This is a genomic window from Ferroplasma sp. Type II, from assembly GCF_000496155.1.
Genome location: NZ_KI542732.1, coordinates 16,521 through 34,072, shown reverse-complemented (window position 1 = coordinate 34,072; position 17,552 = coordinate 16,521). Strand labels below are relative to the sequence as shown.

Below are 17,552 nucleotides of genomic sequence, written 5' to 3'. Positions count from 1 at the left end.
ATTTATTGATGTGTTATTTGAAACTATAATTATGGAAGGATCGGATGAATTGCCGTGAAACTGGGATGTTAATATATCATTTGCCTTGCTTGACTGTGAATTCTTTGTAACTAAGGAATTAGTAAGATTATATGATGTGTCACTAAATATAAGTGTGGCCGGATATGCCATGAGCAAAAACAATATTATCCAGAATACTAATACCTTCTTCTTGTTTCTCCTGACATATTTGCCAACTTTGAAGAAGAACGATTCGAACATCGGCTTGTTATTAAATCCTGAAATATAAAGTTAATGAGTGAATAATTCCTATAATGAAATAATATTGCTTCAATAATAATTTATACCTATTAGATATGATTATCAATGAATTATACGCATTTAAATCTTTATGATTATTTCTATAATCTTGTAAAGCAGATTCCTGAAGGCTGCATAACAACCTATGGAGAACTTGCAAGAGCACTTGGGGACATAAGGGCGGCGAGGGCAGTAGGCTACATGCTTTCAATAAACCAGGATCCGGATAAAATACCGTGTTACAAGGTTGTGCACACAGATAGGAGAATGGGAAAGTATGCCCTCGGTATGGATGAAAAGGAAAAACGGCTAAGGAAAGATGGTATCAGGATATCCAATGGGATTGTTGAAAATTTCAGGGAACGATTTTTCTCAGATTTCAAGACGGATTATCCTTTGAAAAAATTGCAGGATGAACAGGAAAACATAGCAAGCATGGCTAATTTTAGAGACGGGATAGATGAGGATAATTTTTCCGCAATAGATGTTTCCTATGATGGGCGTAGGGGATATGGTGCCCTCATATCATATAACAGAGGAGAATACAGCATAATAAATATTGAAATGGAAGTTGACTTTCCTTACATACCGGGATATCTAGGATATCGGGAAACCCCTTTTGTCGAAAAACTTGCTGATGGAGTGGACGGTGTACTATTGATTGATGCAAATGGATTATTGCATCCAAGAAAATGTGGGCTGGCAACATTTGCTGGAGTTGTAATGGATAGAGCAACAATAGGTGTGGCCAAATCTTTGCTAATGGGAAAGTTGGATGATAATGGTTACATAATTTACAACAATGAGAAACTTGGATATGCAATTAACAGGCATACAATAGTAAGCCCGGGAAACAAGATAAGCCTAGAGTCAAGTATAAGAAAGATAAAGTTATTAGGAAAAGGTAAATATCCTTACATATTGAAACAGGCCCATAATGAGACTGTGGCCATGAGGAAGCGGAGATTGCCGAGCTAGGACAAAGGCGATGGATTCAGGGTCCATTTTCGCAGGGATTCGTGGGTTCAAATCCCACTCTCCGCACTTTTTAGTTTGCATTAAATTGAATGATTTCATATGTCTTCTGACTCTGTTCCGCCCTGAATGTACGTTCTTCCTTTGAGGCATTGTGTTATGTGAAAATTGATCATTTTCGGCGAAGTAAAATTGATCCATACCATTTATGGGCGGGATGAAAGCAAGCCAATTTTCTCATATACAATGACTGCACATATTGATATGCCAAAAGGGTACACCGGTTCAAATACTCCGGACTAAGGGATATAATAAAGGATACTGCAAGGAAATATGGGCGGGGGATCATCGCTCTTGAAACCATGCCTGTCCATGTTCATCTATTTATAAAAACAGATCCTGCAGTAGCACTCGATAACATAATTGCAAGGATAAAGGGCAAAAGATCAAGAATGTTGAGAAACGAATTCCCTGCACTCAAAAGCAGACTGCCTGCATTGTGGACACGGAACTATTTTGTTTCCACATGCGGTCACGCATCTTTAGAGACGGTAAAGAAAAATGTAGAGGAACAGAAATCAAGATGATAAAGACATATAAATTTATCCGGTATATAAAGTAAATTATTTCAGGGCAGCCTATTTTTATCTTGCCATTTTTTTCTAATGTAATCAATATACCTGTCAATACCATCTATGAACATTATAAATCCTATTATACCTAATATAATATTTAAGTGAAATGCTATAAAAGTGAACATATGCTCATATATGTTTACAATCAAAACATAGGAAATAAAAATTAATAAAAATAGTTTATTCGAAATTTTTCTTTTTTTAATAGGTTTTGATAAATTTATCATAATTATCCTCCTGCAACTCCATAATTCCAACATGCTGTTATTTTCATTGCTGTATCTGATCCATGGTAATTATTTACGGTTTTGGATCCTTCAGTAGGCATCATCTTGCCACCCCCCTCTATTCCACCACATATTAGTGACCAACCATTATTATTTGATGCGTGCCAGCAACTTGTGGGCAGGTATAAAGCAGGTATAAATCCGAACAGAAATACAATACGGGGGCCGTTCCATGTTATGAAAAATGTATTAGTTTTAGCAATTGCCTGAGAACATGCTGTCCATGTACCTGTGGACATTGAGCTGTGCCAAGTATGGCTGGCCTTCCCTGAACCCGTAACGTAATAATGATATGTCCCTCCCGGCCCGTAAATTATTTTACCATTTTTAGAACTTATTTTAATATAAGATGATGAGTTCATACCATTTTTATTGGTATTATATATATAATACATATTATTTTTATAAATAATTGATCCTGATACATTTTTATCAAATTTGTTTGTATGCACATAGAAATTAGCTTTAACTTCAGTGGAATTTATTTTTGTGGTGTTTTCATGAACTTCAATACCATTATATCCTATTGTTTTACTTAATTTATCATTTTTACGGATAGAAATTAAGAGATTTTTAAGACCTATAAAATTAACTTTATTATGCATTTCCTGTGTATTTTTATCATTATTTAACTGCGTTGTATTCGCTACTGGAATAAATGCCATCATTATAAATATTGCTGCCATTAATACACCTATTATTACCTTCTTTCTATTCATAATGATATAAATGCATGAATATATATATATATATATTTCGATAACAATATTAATAAATAATTTAGTAATAAATAATATAGTTCATAACCTGTGGGATGAACAATTTATGCGTGGAAATAATCACGGTTACTATATCATCCACTTCATGATTTTGTGAAATTATAACTAGAGTTTTGCGTTAATTATATTCATTATTCAGGATTTAATTCTCTCAATTTACCCATAACATCTCTTGTTGACCTGTATGGATCCGTAAGTGATTTCTTCACAGCCTGAATGAAAGAATCACCGTATTTCTTGAAACCCATGAACAGGGATTCAAGCATCTCAAAGGATATCCACCTTTTCCTCTTACCCACATTGTCAGGAATGCCTGGATACCTGTTTATTGATCTTATGCTTGCGATTTCGAGGAGAGCCCTTCCGGAAACCATGAGACGGAGGTACAATTCTGTCTTGCATAGTTTCCTGAGGAAGATTCTCCCTAACCCGTCCTGCTTTAGATCCCTGTGAATGACCTCTATTCCCCAGCGTTCAAGGTATGTTTTCAGTATCCTCTTTGCCTTCCAGTTCCTGCGGTTGGTTACATAGTATCTCCTGCCATTGGTTCCCTCAGATATTATCACCTTTACATATCCAATGCCTTTCATTATTCCCTCTGTTTCCCATACGGAATATGTGTTCCCGGATATGATGAATATCCTGGAATCAGTATAGGAAAGGCCGATCTCCTCAAGGGTAGGGTAAAGATCAGGATTTCTCCTGACCCTTCCACCTCTAACCGGACTATCAGTTTTCCCGAGTCCGGCTATCCTGCATGCTTCACCTCAGGCACACGCCGGAAGTTATTCGAGAGCCTGACACACCTGATCTTTCCTTCCCTGTCCCACTTCCTGAGTGTGTTCGGATTGAGTTGGAGTATTTTACAGGCATCCCTTATGGTATAGAGTTTTCCCATGATACTTATTACAACATATTACAAATATATAATACTATTCATTAACTGTTTGAACCCTATTACAGTCCACATCAGGTCATATGAATGATAATGGTCTATTATCAATCCAGAAATTGGTGTTCCTATTATAGTAACCAAGGCTTATTATCAATATGCCCATTCCACTGAACATTCCTACCCGTCCCGGAGGAGCTATTTCTGATATTATGGAAACGAATACACCGTTCCATGAAATTGCTGTGAAGCCAATTAGAACTGAAAAAATGTAAGCATAATATATGTAGGAGGAAAAATGAGGGAATGCCAAAAGAACCAGTGCAGTAGAAAACATAATGATTGAAAATGTTGCCATATGGTTTTCTCTGAATATTATGTTTCCCAGCCTTGTCCACAGTATTCTTCCAAATATGGCACTGATAAGGACAGTGATAAGAAAAGATTCGGCAATAATGGTACCGAATTTTATTTTCTGGAAATACAGCACATCATATGTCATGACCGACTGTTGAGACCATGAAAGAAACAATGCCGAGAATCCAATAATGAGAAGGTATCGGTTCTTTCCGGCCTGGAGCATCTCAGAAATATACTCCCGGACATTAAATTTCGAAGAATTTTGTTTTTTCCTGTATGGCAAAATCAGTACCATGAATATTGCCATAATAGACACAACAAGGTATGTATATGGCACCCCGGTCCTGAGAACAATGAATGGAAGAGCTATTGAAGCCAGTGCGGCACCCATGGGCACACCTGCCTGTTTAATACCCATTCTTGTGAGATGTTCCGGATAATACTCCTCCATAATGTGGCTATTTGTGGCCGGGGTCAGGACACCATAGCCGAAGCCAATAAGGTAGAATCCGAATAGCAATGTAATGTAGTAAGGGGATTTGAACACTATCAATGAGCCGGCAGCCATTATTCCAAATGATAATTTCATGGCATTTCTATAACCTATCCTGTCGACAAAATAGCCCGTGAATATGGATACACACGATGAGCCGATAAATATAACACTGGTGACGAGACCTACTTGTGTAGCTGTTAGGACATAAAAATTCTTGATAAACGGTGCCATGGGGGCATAGGATGAATCTATCAGGTTGCCAAGGGCTATTATAAACATGCTCTGTAATACGGCAGGCAATACAGGTCGAGAATTTTTAATTTCCATAATAGCACCATGTGTATAATATATGAAATTATCACAACATTTTGTAGTTAATTTTGTTGCCATTCAGGTAGATAATTCACCATCTGCTATGGCACCATAGTTAAATTATTTTGCTGGGAAAATAAATAACAGCGTTCTCCATTTATTCAATCCTTTCATTATGGGAACTGCATGTGTTATCCAGTGCAAACATATAATAAATAAAAGCGAGATAGGGTGACCTGTATGGGTTAAAGTATTCATGAACGGTAAAATCCTCGGGATTTCCCATAGACATATAATATATGAGGTCGGATGTCTGCATATATCTCCATATTTCTTTATTATCAGAAGCGGAACACAGTTTTAAGCGGTTAAATGCCTCATTTTGCATTGCATTTCCCAGCCATGCCGATAAATCTCTCCTTGTATCTGCCCATGATATGGTTTTTTCAATGCTGACCATTCCCCTGGCATTATGTTCTTTTGCTATTTCATCAATTTTTATGGTTTTTATCCCGTAATCCTCAATATATTTCGATAAGTACCTGATAAAATCAAATATACCTGTTTCCTTCCTCTGGTGTTCCCCGAATGTCTCATAATCCATGTAAAGGTTCATTATGTCTCCCGGGCTGTTTTGAATCCATTTTGCATATTTATCAGCCGTAAGTGGGTACTCATTCCACACAGTGTTTGAAAACCTGAATGATATATTATCACTCATGGAATAATTTCTCAGGTAAAGGTTAATGCCGGATGGCGCCACATATCTATAGTTGGGGCTGAAATTTTTCGATATTTCGTCCGTACCCTCGGCTATTATATTCCTAAAACCCATATTCTTTGCCATTTCCGCAATTCTGTTATTGTATATCAGTTCCGTATTCCTGAATGATACGGGAGAATAATTAAAAATGTTCTTCATCGTCTTTGTCTGTTCCCGTACCTGATATTCGAATTCCTCTTCATCCCATATTGAGGCCAGTGAGTGAAAATATGTTTCGCCCATAAGTTCACACATACCAGATTTTACGTAGTCCTCTATAATATCGAGGGTTTTTGGGCTATATTTCATTGCCTGTTCTATAAATGTGCCCGACATGGAGAAGGTAGATTTTATGCCGCTTTCCATCAGAGTCTGGGTTGCCGGTATATAGGCATTTTCTGAAATTCTTTTAAAAATCTCCCTGTTCTTTTCTTCCCAGAATATGTCCATGGCAGTAGCATTGTCCTGCATTCGCAGTGGCCGGAGCCTGAATGGCTGATGCAGTTCAAAGTAAAAAACTATATTTTCCATATTGATCTGTACACCTCTATCGTTTTTATTGCCGATTTTTCCCATGTAAATGACATACCTTCATACTTTCCGTATAGTGATAGTGTATCCATGAGGCTTTTATGGTTTATAATGGAAACAGCATATGACGACATAACATCTGTATCCCAGTATTCAGACTTCAAAGCGTTGTTAAGCGCTTCTCCAACACCTGTGGTTTTACTCATTATTACAGGTGTTCCGGAAACCATGGATTCCAGTACAGTTATGCCAAATGGTTCTGATATCGCAGGTATTACAAAAACCTCTGACCTCTTGTAATACTCTATTGCCTTATGGAAGTCCACAAAACCCGGGAAAAGGATTTTTTCGCTGAAACCATGGTCAAGGGCATAGCCCTTCATTTCATCAAGCATATCCCCGGTTCCCGCCATGACAAATTTAACATTTTTTTCATACTGGAGAATTTTATCCGCCATTTCCATAAAAAATTTGGGGCCTTTCTGGCTGGTTATCCTGCCGAAATAAAGAATCTGCCTCTCCCTTTTATAATTCTGCCCCTGTGTGTAAGCAGATGATTTTACACCATTGTATACCGCGGTTATCTTATCAGGGTCTATATTGTATTTTTCAACTAAAATCCTTTTTGTGAAATTGGAAACAGTTATGATGGCATCAGCCTTTTCAGCACCTTCCTTTTCTCTTTTCATTATATCGCCCTGTGGATTGAAATAGGCAGATCTGTCATACTCTGTACTATGAAAAGTTACAACCAGTGGTATACCGAATTTCTCTTTTATTTCTATACCTGCACTGAATGTTATCCAGTCGTGGCAGTGTATAACCGACACACCGTCCGGTTTAAAATTTTCCACCACTTTGTTATTGTAATCATCAACTGCTTCCGTGAAATTGGTTACATGTGAATAGGATCCACCGGCAATGCCTCTTGTTACCTGTACGGTTCTGATGTTAAATGGATAACCCGAAAAAGAATATCCCATATCAGGAAGGTAAATGTCGGTTGGAATAATTTTTCCTATTATTGAGAAGATATTAGAGGTGTGTATTCCAAGACCCCCTGAAAACGCAGGGGGAAGCTCCCATCCTATTACAGCAACCTTCATTAATTCACCTTCCCTGCATGCGGTTTTCCTCTGCCCTTCTTAATGTCTTCATAATAGGATCTTATAAGTTCACCGTAGCTCCATGCCTGCATAATGCAGCCACGTGGATTTCCTGGGTTAAGGCCGTCAAAAATTTCTGGTACATAATTCAATGTATACAACTGGGAAAAATACCTGTACAGGTCGTTGGGGTTATATCCATTCCGTACACAGGCGGTAATATAGGAACCCACAAGCCATGGCCAAACAGTACCGTTATGGTATGCACTATCCCTTTCATACTGGGGTCCAGAATATGTCCCCTTAAATTCTGGGGCAGTCGGAGAAAGACTTCTTATCCCGTAGGGAGTTGCAAGTTCCAGCCGGGCTTTTTCAAGAAAATTCTTCTGTGTCATTAGTGGAAATGGCAGTGAATAGGCAAACAAGAAATTGGGTCGGAAAGATGTATCCACAGGATCTATTGTGTCTGCTATTTTGCCGTCTACAATAAATTTTTCGGCAAATTCGCTTTCAAATCCTGAAAGGATATCTGTCACTTCTTTATCCGGTTTAGCTGATGAAAGAGTTGAAAAATATACATAGGATTTCAATGCATTATACCAGAGCGCATTTATTTCTATGGGTTTTCCAGTTCTGGGTGTGAAAACAGTACTGCCGATTTTAGCATCCATCCATGTCATTGGTGCTTTTTTTACATTATAAATTTGCCATCCAGAGAAAAGTCGTCATTGCCCTGGATATATGAATTTATTATGGCTCTTACCTTTTCGAGAAGTGATAAAACAAATGCCTTATCCAGTGAATAGGCATAGTATTTGTAGAGGGCGTATATGAACCACAATGATGCATCTGCTGAGCTTTCAAAGGATTGGTTATAAAGATTGTTAGGTATAAGATTTTCCTCCATATTATTAGCATAGTTCATGAAAATTTTCCGTGCCATGTCATAATTTTTTTCTGTTAATATAAGTCCTGGCATGGATATAAATGTATCACGTGCCCATGGGCCGAACCAGTGGAAACCTGCTATTAAATCATTCTTTAACAGAAAATTGGATGAGTTTCTTCGTAAAGCGCTAATATCAGGGATCTTTTTCACTATTCTTCCCCCTATTCTTGAATTTTCCCATGATTTCCTGAAATCCTCCAGTGGGTTTCTCCTCAGTGGTAACTGTTATATCAAGAGGGTTTTTTATGTTTTCAATGCTTATTGTTCCAGGCATATACAGGTCTTCCATGCTGCTGGTTCCTCTCTCTACCTCCTTTGGATATATAAAATTGTAATACCAGTATCCCTTGTCAATGAAGTGCCCAACCTTTGAAATTTTAAGGAGAAAATTTTCGCTGGCAAAGGTGTAATAGCCATCTATTTCCCCAGAAACGAATTTCTTTTCCGGCGATTTGATTGTATTATTAAAATTTCTGAAAGCCAGTAGGGGGTAAAGGTTTATTCTCTCCGGAACTTTCTCTGGGAATTCGTATCTTATAATGACCGTATCCGAATCTGTGTCCATTATTAATGATTTTTTGAAAGCATTGCCTTCCATGTTAAATGCCACTGCAGGGTAAGGTGAACAGGAATAATCCTGTATGTATTTAAATCCATCAGGCCATGTTGTGCCAGGGTAATAATTTGTGTCTGGTGTATATTTTTTTCCAGAAAAAATCATTTCCTCATAAAGTTTTGACAGAATAACATACCTGTTATAACTATTTTGATCTGATTTTACTAAAATACCATGGTATGTACGTGTGTTGGCAAATGAAACAGTTGAAGAAGAGAATGACCCATTAGAATTGGCCATAAGCCATTCCTCGTTTAAATTCATATTAATTTAAGGCAATACCATTAATAAACATTTTCAATTTATGATTCGTCCAGGTCTGATATTATGATATAATAATTTTATTCATGATTAAAAGTATTTAGGATCTTAAGGTTTTTGACTGGATAGAAAGCTATAGGGCACTTTGCGGATAAAATAAAATTTCTGCATTGTTCTCATACAAAAAGATTTTAAGGTACATGCCCTATATGGTTATATGGTAAGGTATCTTCCATTGGGAAATGGAAAAATGCTGTTAGCTTTTAATGAAGATTACAGAATTGTCGATTTTTATTTTTCGAGATTTGCATCGGAAAATCATTCTGCTGACCATCCGTTTATGTATGGTATTTCTGTTGATAATGATTTTAAATGGATGGACAGGTCGCAGATAAAAGTTATGGATTATTATGACCATACCATGGTTGGCAATGTTGGTTATTCCTCTGGAGGCGTGGATTTTGAGAACAGAGATTTTGTAGATGTCTATAAGAATGTGTATGTAAGATATGTTACTGCCTCAAACAACAGCGGAATCAAGAAAAATGTAAAATTATTTTTTCACCAGAATTTTTACATTTACGGGAATGATATAGGTGACACTGCAGCATTCTATCCTGAATTTGACGGCATTTTGCATTATAAGGAAAATCGATATTTCATGGCTTCCACCTTAGACCAGAACGAAAATTCCATGGATCAGTATGCAACAGGTGTTAAGGGTATAGGGGATCTTAAGGGAACCTGGAAAGATGCAGAGGATAATGAGCTTTCAATGAATCCTGTTTCCATAGGGTCGGTTGATTCCGTTTTGCGCCATTCTTTTGATATTGAGCCCAACAGCAAATTTTCCCTTTATTATTATATTATAGCAGGTTCGGGTTATGGGGATATTGCGGAAATAAGAAAGGAAATAACCCTTGCATATATGACAAAACTCACAAAGAGAACAACAAACTACTGGGAATTATGGTCTTCTAAGGTATCGCCAAATCTTGACCTCGACACAAATGCCCTATTTCGCAGATCCCTGTTTATAGTCAAGAGCCATGCAAATTCCCTGGGTTCCATTGCAGCCTCCTGTGACAGCGATATCTTGAAATTCAGCCATGATGGGTATTACTATATGTGGCCCAGGGATGCTTCCATAGCCGCCTACGCACTGAGCATTGCAGGCCATAGCCAGACAGCCAGAAAATTCTTTTCGCTGTCAACATCATTGATTTCCAGTAAGGGTTATATGCAGCATAAATACAACATGGATGGGACAATGGCAAGCAGCTGGCTTCCCCACATAATGCACGGAAAGGAAATATATCCCATCCAGCAGGATGAAACAGCACTCCTAATATATGTTTTATGGGAATATTTCAAAAAATACAATGACATAGGATTTACTGCACCCTTCTACGAAGACCTTGTGATCAAGGCCGCAGAGTTTATGACAGAATTTGTAGATGAGAATGGCCTGCCAAGGGAATCCTTTGATCTCTGGGAAGAAAGATACGGAATACATGCATATACTGTATCCACTACCTTTGCTGCACTTAAGGCTGCGGCAAATTTTGCCGATGTTTTCGGTGATCAGGACCTTTCCAAGAAATATTCCAGTGCAGCCGATCTTATGGCAAAGGCATTTGAGGAAAAGTTTTATTCCGATGAATTTGGAAGATATGCCCGTGCAATCATAAATGGAAAACCAGATTTTACCGTGGACAGTGCATTATCCTCAATTGTCCTATTTGGAATGAAGGAACCTAGAAATTCTCGAGTATTGTCAACTATGGAGGCTATTATGGAAAAATTATGGGTAAATGGAACAGGAGGCATAGCCAGATATGAAAATGACAATTATATGAGAATTAAAGAAGACAGCAATATAACGGGAAACCCGTGGATAATTACTACGTTATGGATGGCGCGCTATTATATGAGAGTCGGTGATATGGAAAGAGCCTGGTCACTTATAGAATGGGTAAAATCCCACAGGCAGAAATCCGGCATTCTTTCAGAACAGATTAATCCTTACACCGGAGAACCCCATTCTGTTTCTCCACTGGTATGGAGCAATGCCGAATTTATAATAGCACTCCTTGAGTATTCTTCCTACTCACAAAATCAGGGAAGCTAAATATTTTTTTTATCACTCGTTCAAAATCAGTATTTCATTATTTATGCACAGGCAAAAATTTATTGCTTATATATGAAATGTAGCATTCGTTGCGTTTTAATTATTAAATAATTATTTTATATTCATTGTCTATGGTTCTCAACATAATTTCAGATGAACTAATGGACATGATAAATAAGGACGAATGTGTAATCATCGATGTCCGGGAACAGTTCGAATATGAATCAGGGCATATAGAAAATTCTATACCTATTTCTATGTATGATATTTTCAATGATATCTCCCTGATAAAAAAGTACTCAGATAAAAAAATAGTACTGGTATGCAGTTCAGGGCACAGAAGTCACTATACAGGGAAATTCTTAGAGGAAAACGGCATAGAAAAAGTGTACAATCTGTACAACGGGCTGTATGGATGGGAAATCGAAGAAAAGCCCTTAGTTTAACGTTTATCCATATCCCCCCATCTTTCAGCAATACTGATGGGACTACATCAGACTTTAGCTGGATGAGGCATAGTGTTCTTTTTGATGTTACAGATTTAATAATACAATATAGTTTTAATAAATAAACATTTCTAAATACAGTCAAAATTCTCTAAGTGTGCTATTGATCATCTATCTGTATTTTAATATCCTTCCCCCTCTTGTTACTATATGAGATGAGGATGTATGTTATTACCACTCCTATTGAAATGTATAAAAATTCAAAGTTTTCGGGAATGAAATAATGAAGGGACTGAAAAAATATATATCCGATCAACAGACCCAGAACTATTGAAAATGAACCAAAAATGTTATCTATCCCTTTGTTTTCACTAAAATATAGCCAGAGTATAGTACCCATTACTGATATCATGAATCCTATTGAAATAGGGAATTCCATGGGTATGGAAAGTTTGTATAGTGGTAGGTAAATCTGGTACCCGTGTTCAAAGAGAGTGATAATGGACTTATATTCAAGATTAGACACATGATAAAAACTGGCAAGATAGGAAGTGCTTGTAATGGATACCCCGGCTGTCTGCATATACGCCAGAGTTGCCATTCCCATCAGCATAGTTCCAGATACTGAAATATAATAAGAAAGGAGATGCCAGAATTTTTGTGTAAACAATGCTTCCGCCACAACACCCGCAATAATGATTATAATTGCAGTGAAAAGCAGTTTATGTGTAATCGGCATATTTGGCAGATAATAGAAGTATGTCTTTACAATGTGGCTGTAGTAATATAATGTCTTTAGATATAAGAGTAAAACGGTCAGAATAGTGAGCAGGAATATCAGAATGCCGTATATTTTCAGGAATTTGGCCAGTAATATTTCAACAACAAATATAATAACTAGATAGAAAATCGTTTCGTCATAAATTATACTCCTCAGGGCATAGAACATTATGAAATCTGGAAAAAATATTATTGCGGCCAGTATAGGCATTAAATATTTTTTCATCTTACACCCCCAGATAGGCCCAATACGAAAGCCTGGGAAGAAATTGGGAATAGAACCTCAATCCCTCACCGTATTTTACCAGTTTAACCTTTTTAGTGCTTATATCCATCTTCTTTTCTTCTCCTTTTATAGTTATTGATTTCCAAGTGAAGCATTTCCAGGCGTGTATCTATTTTTCCGATCTGCCTTCTGCTTTTCTTTCATGTTTTTCAAGGCCCTCAATCAATTCTTGCACATGCCCTCACGGAATATGCCACTCAGGGATAGTAGTTGACTCTATGATGCACCTGTATTCATGCTTCTTCTGTAATTGTATTCAATCATTATCTTTTGCAGCGTGTTTTTTCTGCTTACATATGTGCAACGAATACCGTGATTCCTCATTTCCCGGGTTATCTCTGACATTCTTTCCAATTCCCTTAAACGTATGTTCTGCACCAACAGATCATCAAATTTTCCCTGAGGGAAATAATCATAGTACGATTCATTGTTTATCAGGAAAATGCTTATCCTATTGCTGTGGGCAGTTTTCTCCAGATGTGAGGTTGAGGCCGTAACAATAAATACTAGGAAATTTTTCTTCTGTTTACGTTCCAATGCCTTTACTGCCTCAGAGGCACTGAACTCTCCAGCGGGAAGTGCATTTGCCACAGCCCGTTCAAGTTTGTTTATGCTCTCTCCACTTTTGTCAGGAGGTATGTAAATATTAATTTTGTCTGAATAGAGGAAGAACCCAACATTATCGCGATTTTTTACCATTAAATGTGCAGAATTTATAATGTCAACAATTGCCTTATCGTATACCCTGTCAGTGGAACCATAATTCATTGCTATGCTGTAGTCAACGATGAATATAGTGGAAATCTCCCGTTCTTCCTCCATTTCCTTTATCAGCATACTATTGTCTTCTTCATTGTATCTGCTCCAGACAATAAATCTTGGATCGTCTTCGAATGTATATTGCCTTACACCATATAGGTTATATCCCTGGCCTACACTGTGTGAATAATGATTGCCTAAGGTATAAATAAAACTGCTGAGCATTTCACTTCTACTGGACTTTATGTCGTTCATTGAGGGGTATATGTGGATAGCCATTTTCACTGATATTGTTTTTTGAATTAAAGCCAGATGGAAAATATCGGATATGCTAATTCTTATATTTCCCAGTTCATATTTCCCGATATAGCGTGGTTTTACTGAATATCTTATATCATATGACCCCTTCTTCGGTATGGTCATGGTCCCGAAAGTTTTTCCGGAAATTTCAAGCACATCTATGGCCTCGTCAAAGAAATGGATTGATATGGGATATGAATTACTGTTTTCGAAATGGAGAGTTATGGTGAATTCCCTGTTTTTCCTGAAATTAAGCGTGTTCGACTTCCTTGTCACAGAAACATTATTAATAGCTCTTGATCCAGCAATATTGAAATATATTATTTCGAATGCTACCATAAAGAAAGTCAAGATGGCAAAAATAATATAGTATTTATATCCTAAAAGTAGAGATTCAAGGATTCCATATGTCAATACAGCCAGTATGGCATAACCTGCCCTTCTGATCATTGTGGGGCCTCTACAGAGTTGATTATTGAATCAATGACATTATATATTACCTTTTTATAATCGGTATCGGAGTCCATAAGGGCTTCGGGGCGTAGTATGAGGCGATGGTTAAGGATCTCCCTTACCATGAATATTACATCTTCAGGTATAACGTAATTCCGGCCGCTTAACAGTGCGTTAGCCCTAGCTGCATTCAGGTATTTGACGGCGGTACGTGTGCTGGCTCCTACAAATACCATATCTGATTCCCTAGTTTTACGTATAATGTTTATTATATATTCTATTATTTCTTCATTCACATAAACCCTGCTTACCAGATCCCGGTAATGCGTAATGGAAGCGGCATCAAGCTTATTATATTCTTGAAGTGAATTACTGTAAATAGTTTTTAAAATTTTTACCTCGTTGTCCCTATCCGGATAATCCAGATAATACCGGAATAGAAAACGATCCATAAGAGCCTCGGCAAGTGGGAAAGTTCCTTCCTGTTCTATGGGATTCTGGGTAGCAATGACAAGAAATGGCGATGGAAGCTTAGTTGTCAACCCATATACTGACACCTGTCTTTCCTCCATGGCTTCAAGAAGCGCTGATTGGACCTTGGGAGGTGTACGGTTTATTTCGTCTGCCAGAACGATATTTGAAAATACAGGCCCCTCCCTGAATTCCAATTTTCTGCTTTCAGGGTTAAAAACCATATTGCCAGTAACGTCAGAAGGCAGCATATCTGGCGTAAACTGAATTCTTTTGAACTGTACACCCAGATGTTTAGAAAATTCTGATGCGAGCATTGTCTTTGCAAGTCCCGGGACGCTTTCCATAAGTATATGGTTATTTGTAAGCAAGGAAATAAGCATAAATCGTACTGTACGCCTTGAACCAATTACTTTTTCACCTATGGATGATTCTATATCCATTGTTATTTCTCTTATGTTTTCTGCTTCTGCTTCCATTCCTTATACACCTCTTCATTTATTACGTCCATCTTAATTTTCTTTATGGCTTCGTAATCATCTAAAATATGCTGAAGGCACTGGTCCCTCATCCTTATTGCATGTTTTCTCATTATTCCTGTAGAAGACCTGCTTTTCATATTATATTTATAATATTTTTTTACCGTTAACCTATAATCTTTCATTATTTTATTTGTATTTTCCATGTCATGCTGTATCTCTGCCAAATATGATGAGAAATCACCAGATTTTATCAAATTAAGTTCACGCAGAAAATTTGTGTTTTCTATTTTGATGTCTGCCATGTGTATTACCTCTTCATCTTCTCCTTTTTTATATTTCCTTGAATGAAAGGTTACAAAGAGTGTAAGGAAAAGCAGGAGCATAATCGGGTAAAAGAATTTAACGCTGGTATGGTAATCTGTAAAAAGATGGATGATATTAATTCCCACTGGATTCACCATTATAAAATAATTTCATTATATCCATATAATTATAAGCATCCTTTACCGGATCAAGTATCTCCTTTTCTCCCAGAGCCTCCCACTTATAGTCGCCGAATCTGGCTATCTCATAGTAATTAAAATAAAATAGTGCGATTTTCTTCAATGCAAAGAATCTTGCATTTTCTTCAATATTCTCTTCTTGTGTCTGGTTATTCCCTGATGATTTTGTTTCTGCTTTATTATATAAAGAATTCTCTATCATTTTTTTGATAGCAAAGTTATCGGTTGAACATTCATCGCCCTCCAGCACCATATTAAATTGTTTTATTTCTCCAAGTATGAAATCTCTATTTGACCCGTATTTTGGGCTTCCAAAGTATCTTGAATAATCATTTTTAAGATTTATGTAACCATAGATTATTGCTTCCCTTCTTTCCTTGTTTCCTATTTTCTTCCTCATTTCTTTTATAACAGGTATGTCATCAACTGTTTTAATTTTCAAAACAGTTTTTTCGGTTTCCTTAACTATATTTGTCTTCTGTACATTCTTCTTGAATAGCAATAAAAATCACTCCGTAATATAATTTCCCGATGCAGATACATTATAACCGTATATTTCAACACTTATTGGTCCGGTTTTATCTACAATGTTATCATTGAGATAAACCAACTTTACAGTAATATCTCCTGGTGAAACGTTAATAGGCGTTGTCAAATTGTATTCATATGTATTACCAGCCAATATTTCTGTGTAATTCCCTATTGTGATTGTTCCACTAGTGTTACTTGTGGTGAAATTTTTAAAGTCTAAGGCAGTGATAGTCATATTAGAGGTAATATGCCCTGAATATGTTAGGATAAGATTTGATGAATCGCTTTCATTGCCATTAAAGGTAACGTTGTTGTTTTGTACCGTCATATTTAGTTTGTAATATGGATCCACAGGACCAATCATTATTGATTTACTGTATATATTTTTACCACCTACGTCCAGAGATAGTTCATTTATTCCACCACTGGCTCTATATGTGCCATTGAGAGTGTAAGTTGCTCCATCAAGTGAGTAATTATATGATTTGCCTGTATTATCTGTTATATTAACAGATATTAAATATGGATTGACTGTTTCTTTATAGGTTGAATTTTCTGCTATATTTAAATTGAAATTTGTTGGAACATAATGGGCATTGTTGTAATTAAACCTGTAAATTCCTGATGGTATAGAATAACCATAATATGTCCCTATAGAATTGCTTCTGATAAATGCTGGACTGATACTAAATATTCCCCCGTAGCCGGAAAGGTAGGATTCACCAACAGATGCGTTGCCTTTCAATGGTACAGAGCTTTTTAACATGATGGTAGAATTGAGTATCATACGCTTAGTCATATTGAATTTAATATGGTGTATCCCACTTGCAGTACTATATTTTACAAAGCTTGAGTTGTAGTATAATGTATAGGCAGCCATTGTATAATTTCCAGAATATTTAAGGGATAAATTTCCATTACCAGCATCATTTGTTATTCCATTATATGTATATATGGCACCACTTTGTTTTATTAATATCAGGAAATTTGTGTTGTTCAGTTTCTTTCCCAGTTCAATAGTAATATTTTTATTCAGGATTCCGGTTATGTTGTTTGAATTTAAACCCCCTGAAATTGCACTGTCATTTAAATAGGGTACAAGACTGGAAACATTTCCAGAAAATTCATTAATTCCGCTACCTATGGAA

General features: G+C 36.8%; 20 protein-coding genes and 1 tRNA gene. 5 read left to right on the top strand and 16 right to left on the bottom strand.

The window, feature by feature from the left end:
- The coding region (locus AMDU4_RS08085) for a hypothetical protein (protein WP_021787490.1) at positions 1–261 on the bottom strand (261 nt) is incomplete at its 3' end.
- Positions 262–366: 105 nt separating this feature from the next.
- On the opposite strand from AMDU4_RS08085, the gene AMDU4_RS08080 reads away from it, so the two are divergent.
- The 3 genes from AMDU4_RS08080 to tnpA all read left to right on the top strand — a co-directional run bounded on the left by AMDU4_RS08080 (position 367) and on the right by tnpA (position 1,862).
- Complete coding sequence (locus AMDU4_RS08080) at positions 367–1,278, top strand: endonuclease V (protein ID WP_021787182.1); 912 nt, start codon at positions 367–369, stop codon at positions 1,276–1,278.
- Positions 1,260–1,344 (top strand) — tRNA-Leu (locus AMDU4_RS08075). Before AMDU4_RS08080 ends, AMDU4_RS08075 begins: the two co-directional genes overlap by 19 nt.
- Positions 1,345–1,583: 239 nt before the next feature.
- Positions 1,584–1,862 carry an IS200/IS605 family transposase gene (tnpA, locus tag AMDU4_RS08070; protein WP_290704415.1) on the top strand — a complete coding sequence of 93 codons (279 nt, stop codon included), beginning with the start codon at positions 1,584–1,586 and terminating at the stop codon, positions 1,860–1,862.
- A 277-nt stretch (positions 1,863–2,139) separates the two neighbouring features.
- On the opposite strand, the gene AMDU4_RS08065 is transcribed toward tnpA, so the two are convergent.
- The 9 genes from AMDU4_RS08065 to AMDU4_RS08025 all read right to left on the bottom strand — a co-directional run bounded on the left by AMDU4_RS08065 (position 2,140) and on the right by AMDU4_RS08025 (position 9,265).
- A complete protein-coding gene (locus tag AMDU4_RS08065) occupies positions 2,140–2,916 on the bottom strand; it encodes a hypothetical protein (protein ID WP_021787489.1) in 777 nt (258 codons plus the stop codon).
- 191 nt (positions 2,917–3,107) lie between these two features.
- Positions 3,108–3,566 carry a hypothetical protein gene (locus tag AMDU4_RS08060; RefSeq protein ID WP_021787488.1) on the bottom strand — a complete coding sequence of 153 codons (459 nt, stop codon included), beginning with the start codon at positions 3,564–3,566 and terminating at the stop codon, positions 3,108–3,110.
- A 158-nt stretch (positions 3,567–3,724) separates the two neighbouring features.
- Positions 3,725–3,874 (bottom strand): MerR family DNA-binding transcriptional regulator, encoded by a 150-nt coding sequence (locus AMDU4_RS08055; RefSeq protein ID WP_290704656.1) that lies wholly within the window; start codon positions 3,872–3,874, stop codon positions 3,725–3,727.
- A 76-nt stretch (positions 3,875–3,950) separates the two neighbouring features.
- Positions 3,951–5,051 carry an MFS transporter gene (locus tag AMDU4_RS08050; RefSeq protein ID WP_021787487.1) on the bottom strand — a complete coding sequence of 367 codons (1,101 nt, stop codon included), beginning with the start codon at positions 5,049–5,051 and terminating at the stop codon, positions 3,951–3,953.
- A gap of 142 nt (positions 5,052–5,193) precedes the next feature.
- A complete protein-coding gene (locus AMDU4_RS08045) occupies positions 5,194–6,375 on the bottom strand; it encodes a glycoside hydrolase family 57 protein (RefSeq protein ID WP_021787486.1) in 1,182 nt (393 codons plus the stop codon).
- Positions 6,318–7,436: a glycosyltransferase family 4 protein gene (locus AMDU4_RS08040; RefSeq protein ID WP_021787485.1), complete on the bottom strand. Its 1,119-nt coding sequence runs from the start codon at positions 7,434–7,436 to the stop codon at positions 6,318–6,320. Before AMDU4_RS08040 ends, AMDU4_RS08045 begins: the two co-directional genes overlap by 58 nt.
- Positions 7,436–8,116: an amylo-alpha-1,6-glucosidase gene (locus tag AMDU4_RS08035; RefSeq protein ID WP_290704653.1), complete on the bottom strand. Its 681-nt coding sequence runs from the start codon at positions 8,114–8,116 to the stop codon at positions 7,436–7,438. The genes AMDU4_RS08040 and AMDU4_RS08035 overlap by 1 nt, the downstream gene beginning before the upstream one ends.
- 11 nt (positions 8,117–8,127) lie before the next feature.
- On the bottom strand, positions 8,128–8,535 hold the full coding sequence (locus tag AMDU4_RS08030; RefSeq protein WP_021787483.1) for an amylo-alpha-1,6-glucosidase: 408 nt from the start codon (positions 8,533–8,535) through the stop codon (positions 8,128–8,130).
- Positions 8,519–9,265, bottom strand: coding sequence for a glycogen debranching enzyme N-terminal domain-containing protein (locus AMDU4_RS08025; protein WP_021787482.1), 747 nt, complete (start codon positions 9,263–9,265; stop codon positions 8,519–8,521). The genes AMDU4_RS08030 and AMDU4_RS08025 overlap by 17 nt, the downstream gene beginning before the upstream one ends.
- Positions 9,266–9,479: 214 nt before the next feature.
- Here AMDU4_RS08025 and AMDU4_RS08020 point away from each other — a divergent pair, with 214 nt between their 5' ends.
- Positions 9,480–11,393 (top strand): glycoside hydrolase family 15 protein, encoded by a 1,914-nt coding sequence (locus AMDU4_RS08020; protein ID WP_021787481.1) that lies wholly within the window; start codon positions 9,480–9,482, stop codon positions 11,391–11,393.
- Between the two features lie 131 nt (positions 11,394–11,524).
- Positions 11,525–11,839, top strand: a complete 315-nt coding sequence (locus AMDU4_RS08015) for a rhodanese-like domain-containing protein (protein WP_021787480.1) — start codon at positions 11,525–11,527, stop codon at positions 11,837–11,839.
- A 160-nt stretch (positions 11,840–11,999) separates the two neighbouring features.
- Here AMDU4_RS08015 and AMDU4_RS08010 read toward each other — a convergent pair whose 3' ends face one another.
- The 6 genes from AMDU4_RS08010 to AMDU4_RS07985 all read right to left on the bottom strand — a co-directional run.
- Positions 12,000–12,845, bottom strand: coding sequence for a hypothetical protein (locus tag AMDU4_RS08010; RefSeq protein WP_021787479.1), 846 nt, complete (start codon positions 12,843–12,845; stop codon positions 12,000–12,002).
- A gap of 276 nt (positions 12,846–13,121) precedes the next feature.
- Positions 13,122–14,414 (bottom strand): DUF58 domain-containing protein, encoded by a 1,293-nt coding sequence (locus AMDU4_RS08005; protein WP_021787478.1) that lies wholly within the window; start codon positions 14,412–14,414, stop codon positions 13,122–13,124.
- Positions 14,411–15,367, bottom strand: a complete 957-nt coding sequence (locus AMDU4_RS08000) for a MoxR family ATPase (RefSeq protein WP_021787477.1) — start codon at positions 15,365–15,367, stop codon at positions 14,411–14,413. The genes AMDU4_RS08005 and AMDU4_RS08000 overlap by 4 nt, the downstream gene beginning before the upstream one ends.
- The gene (locus tag AMDU4_RS07995; protein ID WP_021787476.1) at positions 15,343–15,819 is read right to left on the bottom strand and encodes a hypothetical protein; all 477 of its coding nucleotides are present in this window, start codon (positions 15,817–15,819) and stop codon (positions 15,343–15,345) included. The genes AMDU4_RS08000 and AMDU4_RS07995 overlap by 25 nt, the downstream gene beginning before the upstream one ends.
- Positions 15,809–16,375: a hypothetical protein gene (locus AMDU4_RS07990; protein WP_021787475.1), complete on the bottom strand. Its 567-nt coding sequence runs from the start codon at positions 16,373–16,375 to the stop codon at positions 15,809–15,811. The genes AMDU4_RS07995 and AMDU4_RS07990 overlap by 11 nt, the downstream gene beginning before the upstream one ends.
- A 6-nt stretch (positions 16,376–16,381) precedes the next feature.
- Positions 16,382–17,552: hypothetical protein (locus tag AMDU4_RS07985; protein WP_290704650.1), on the bottom strand; the 1,171-nt coding region annotated here is incomplete at its 5' end.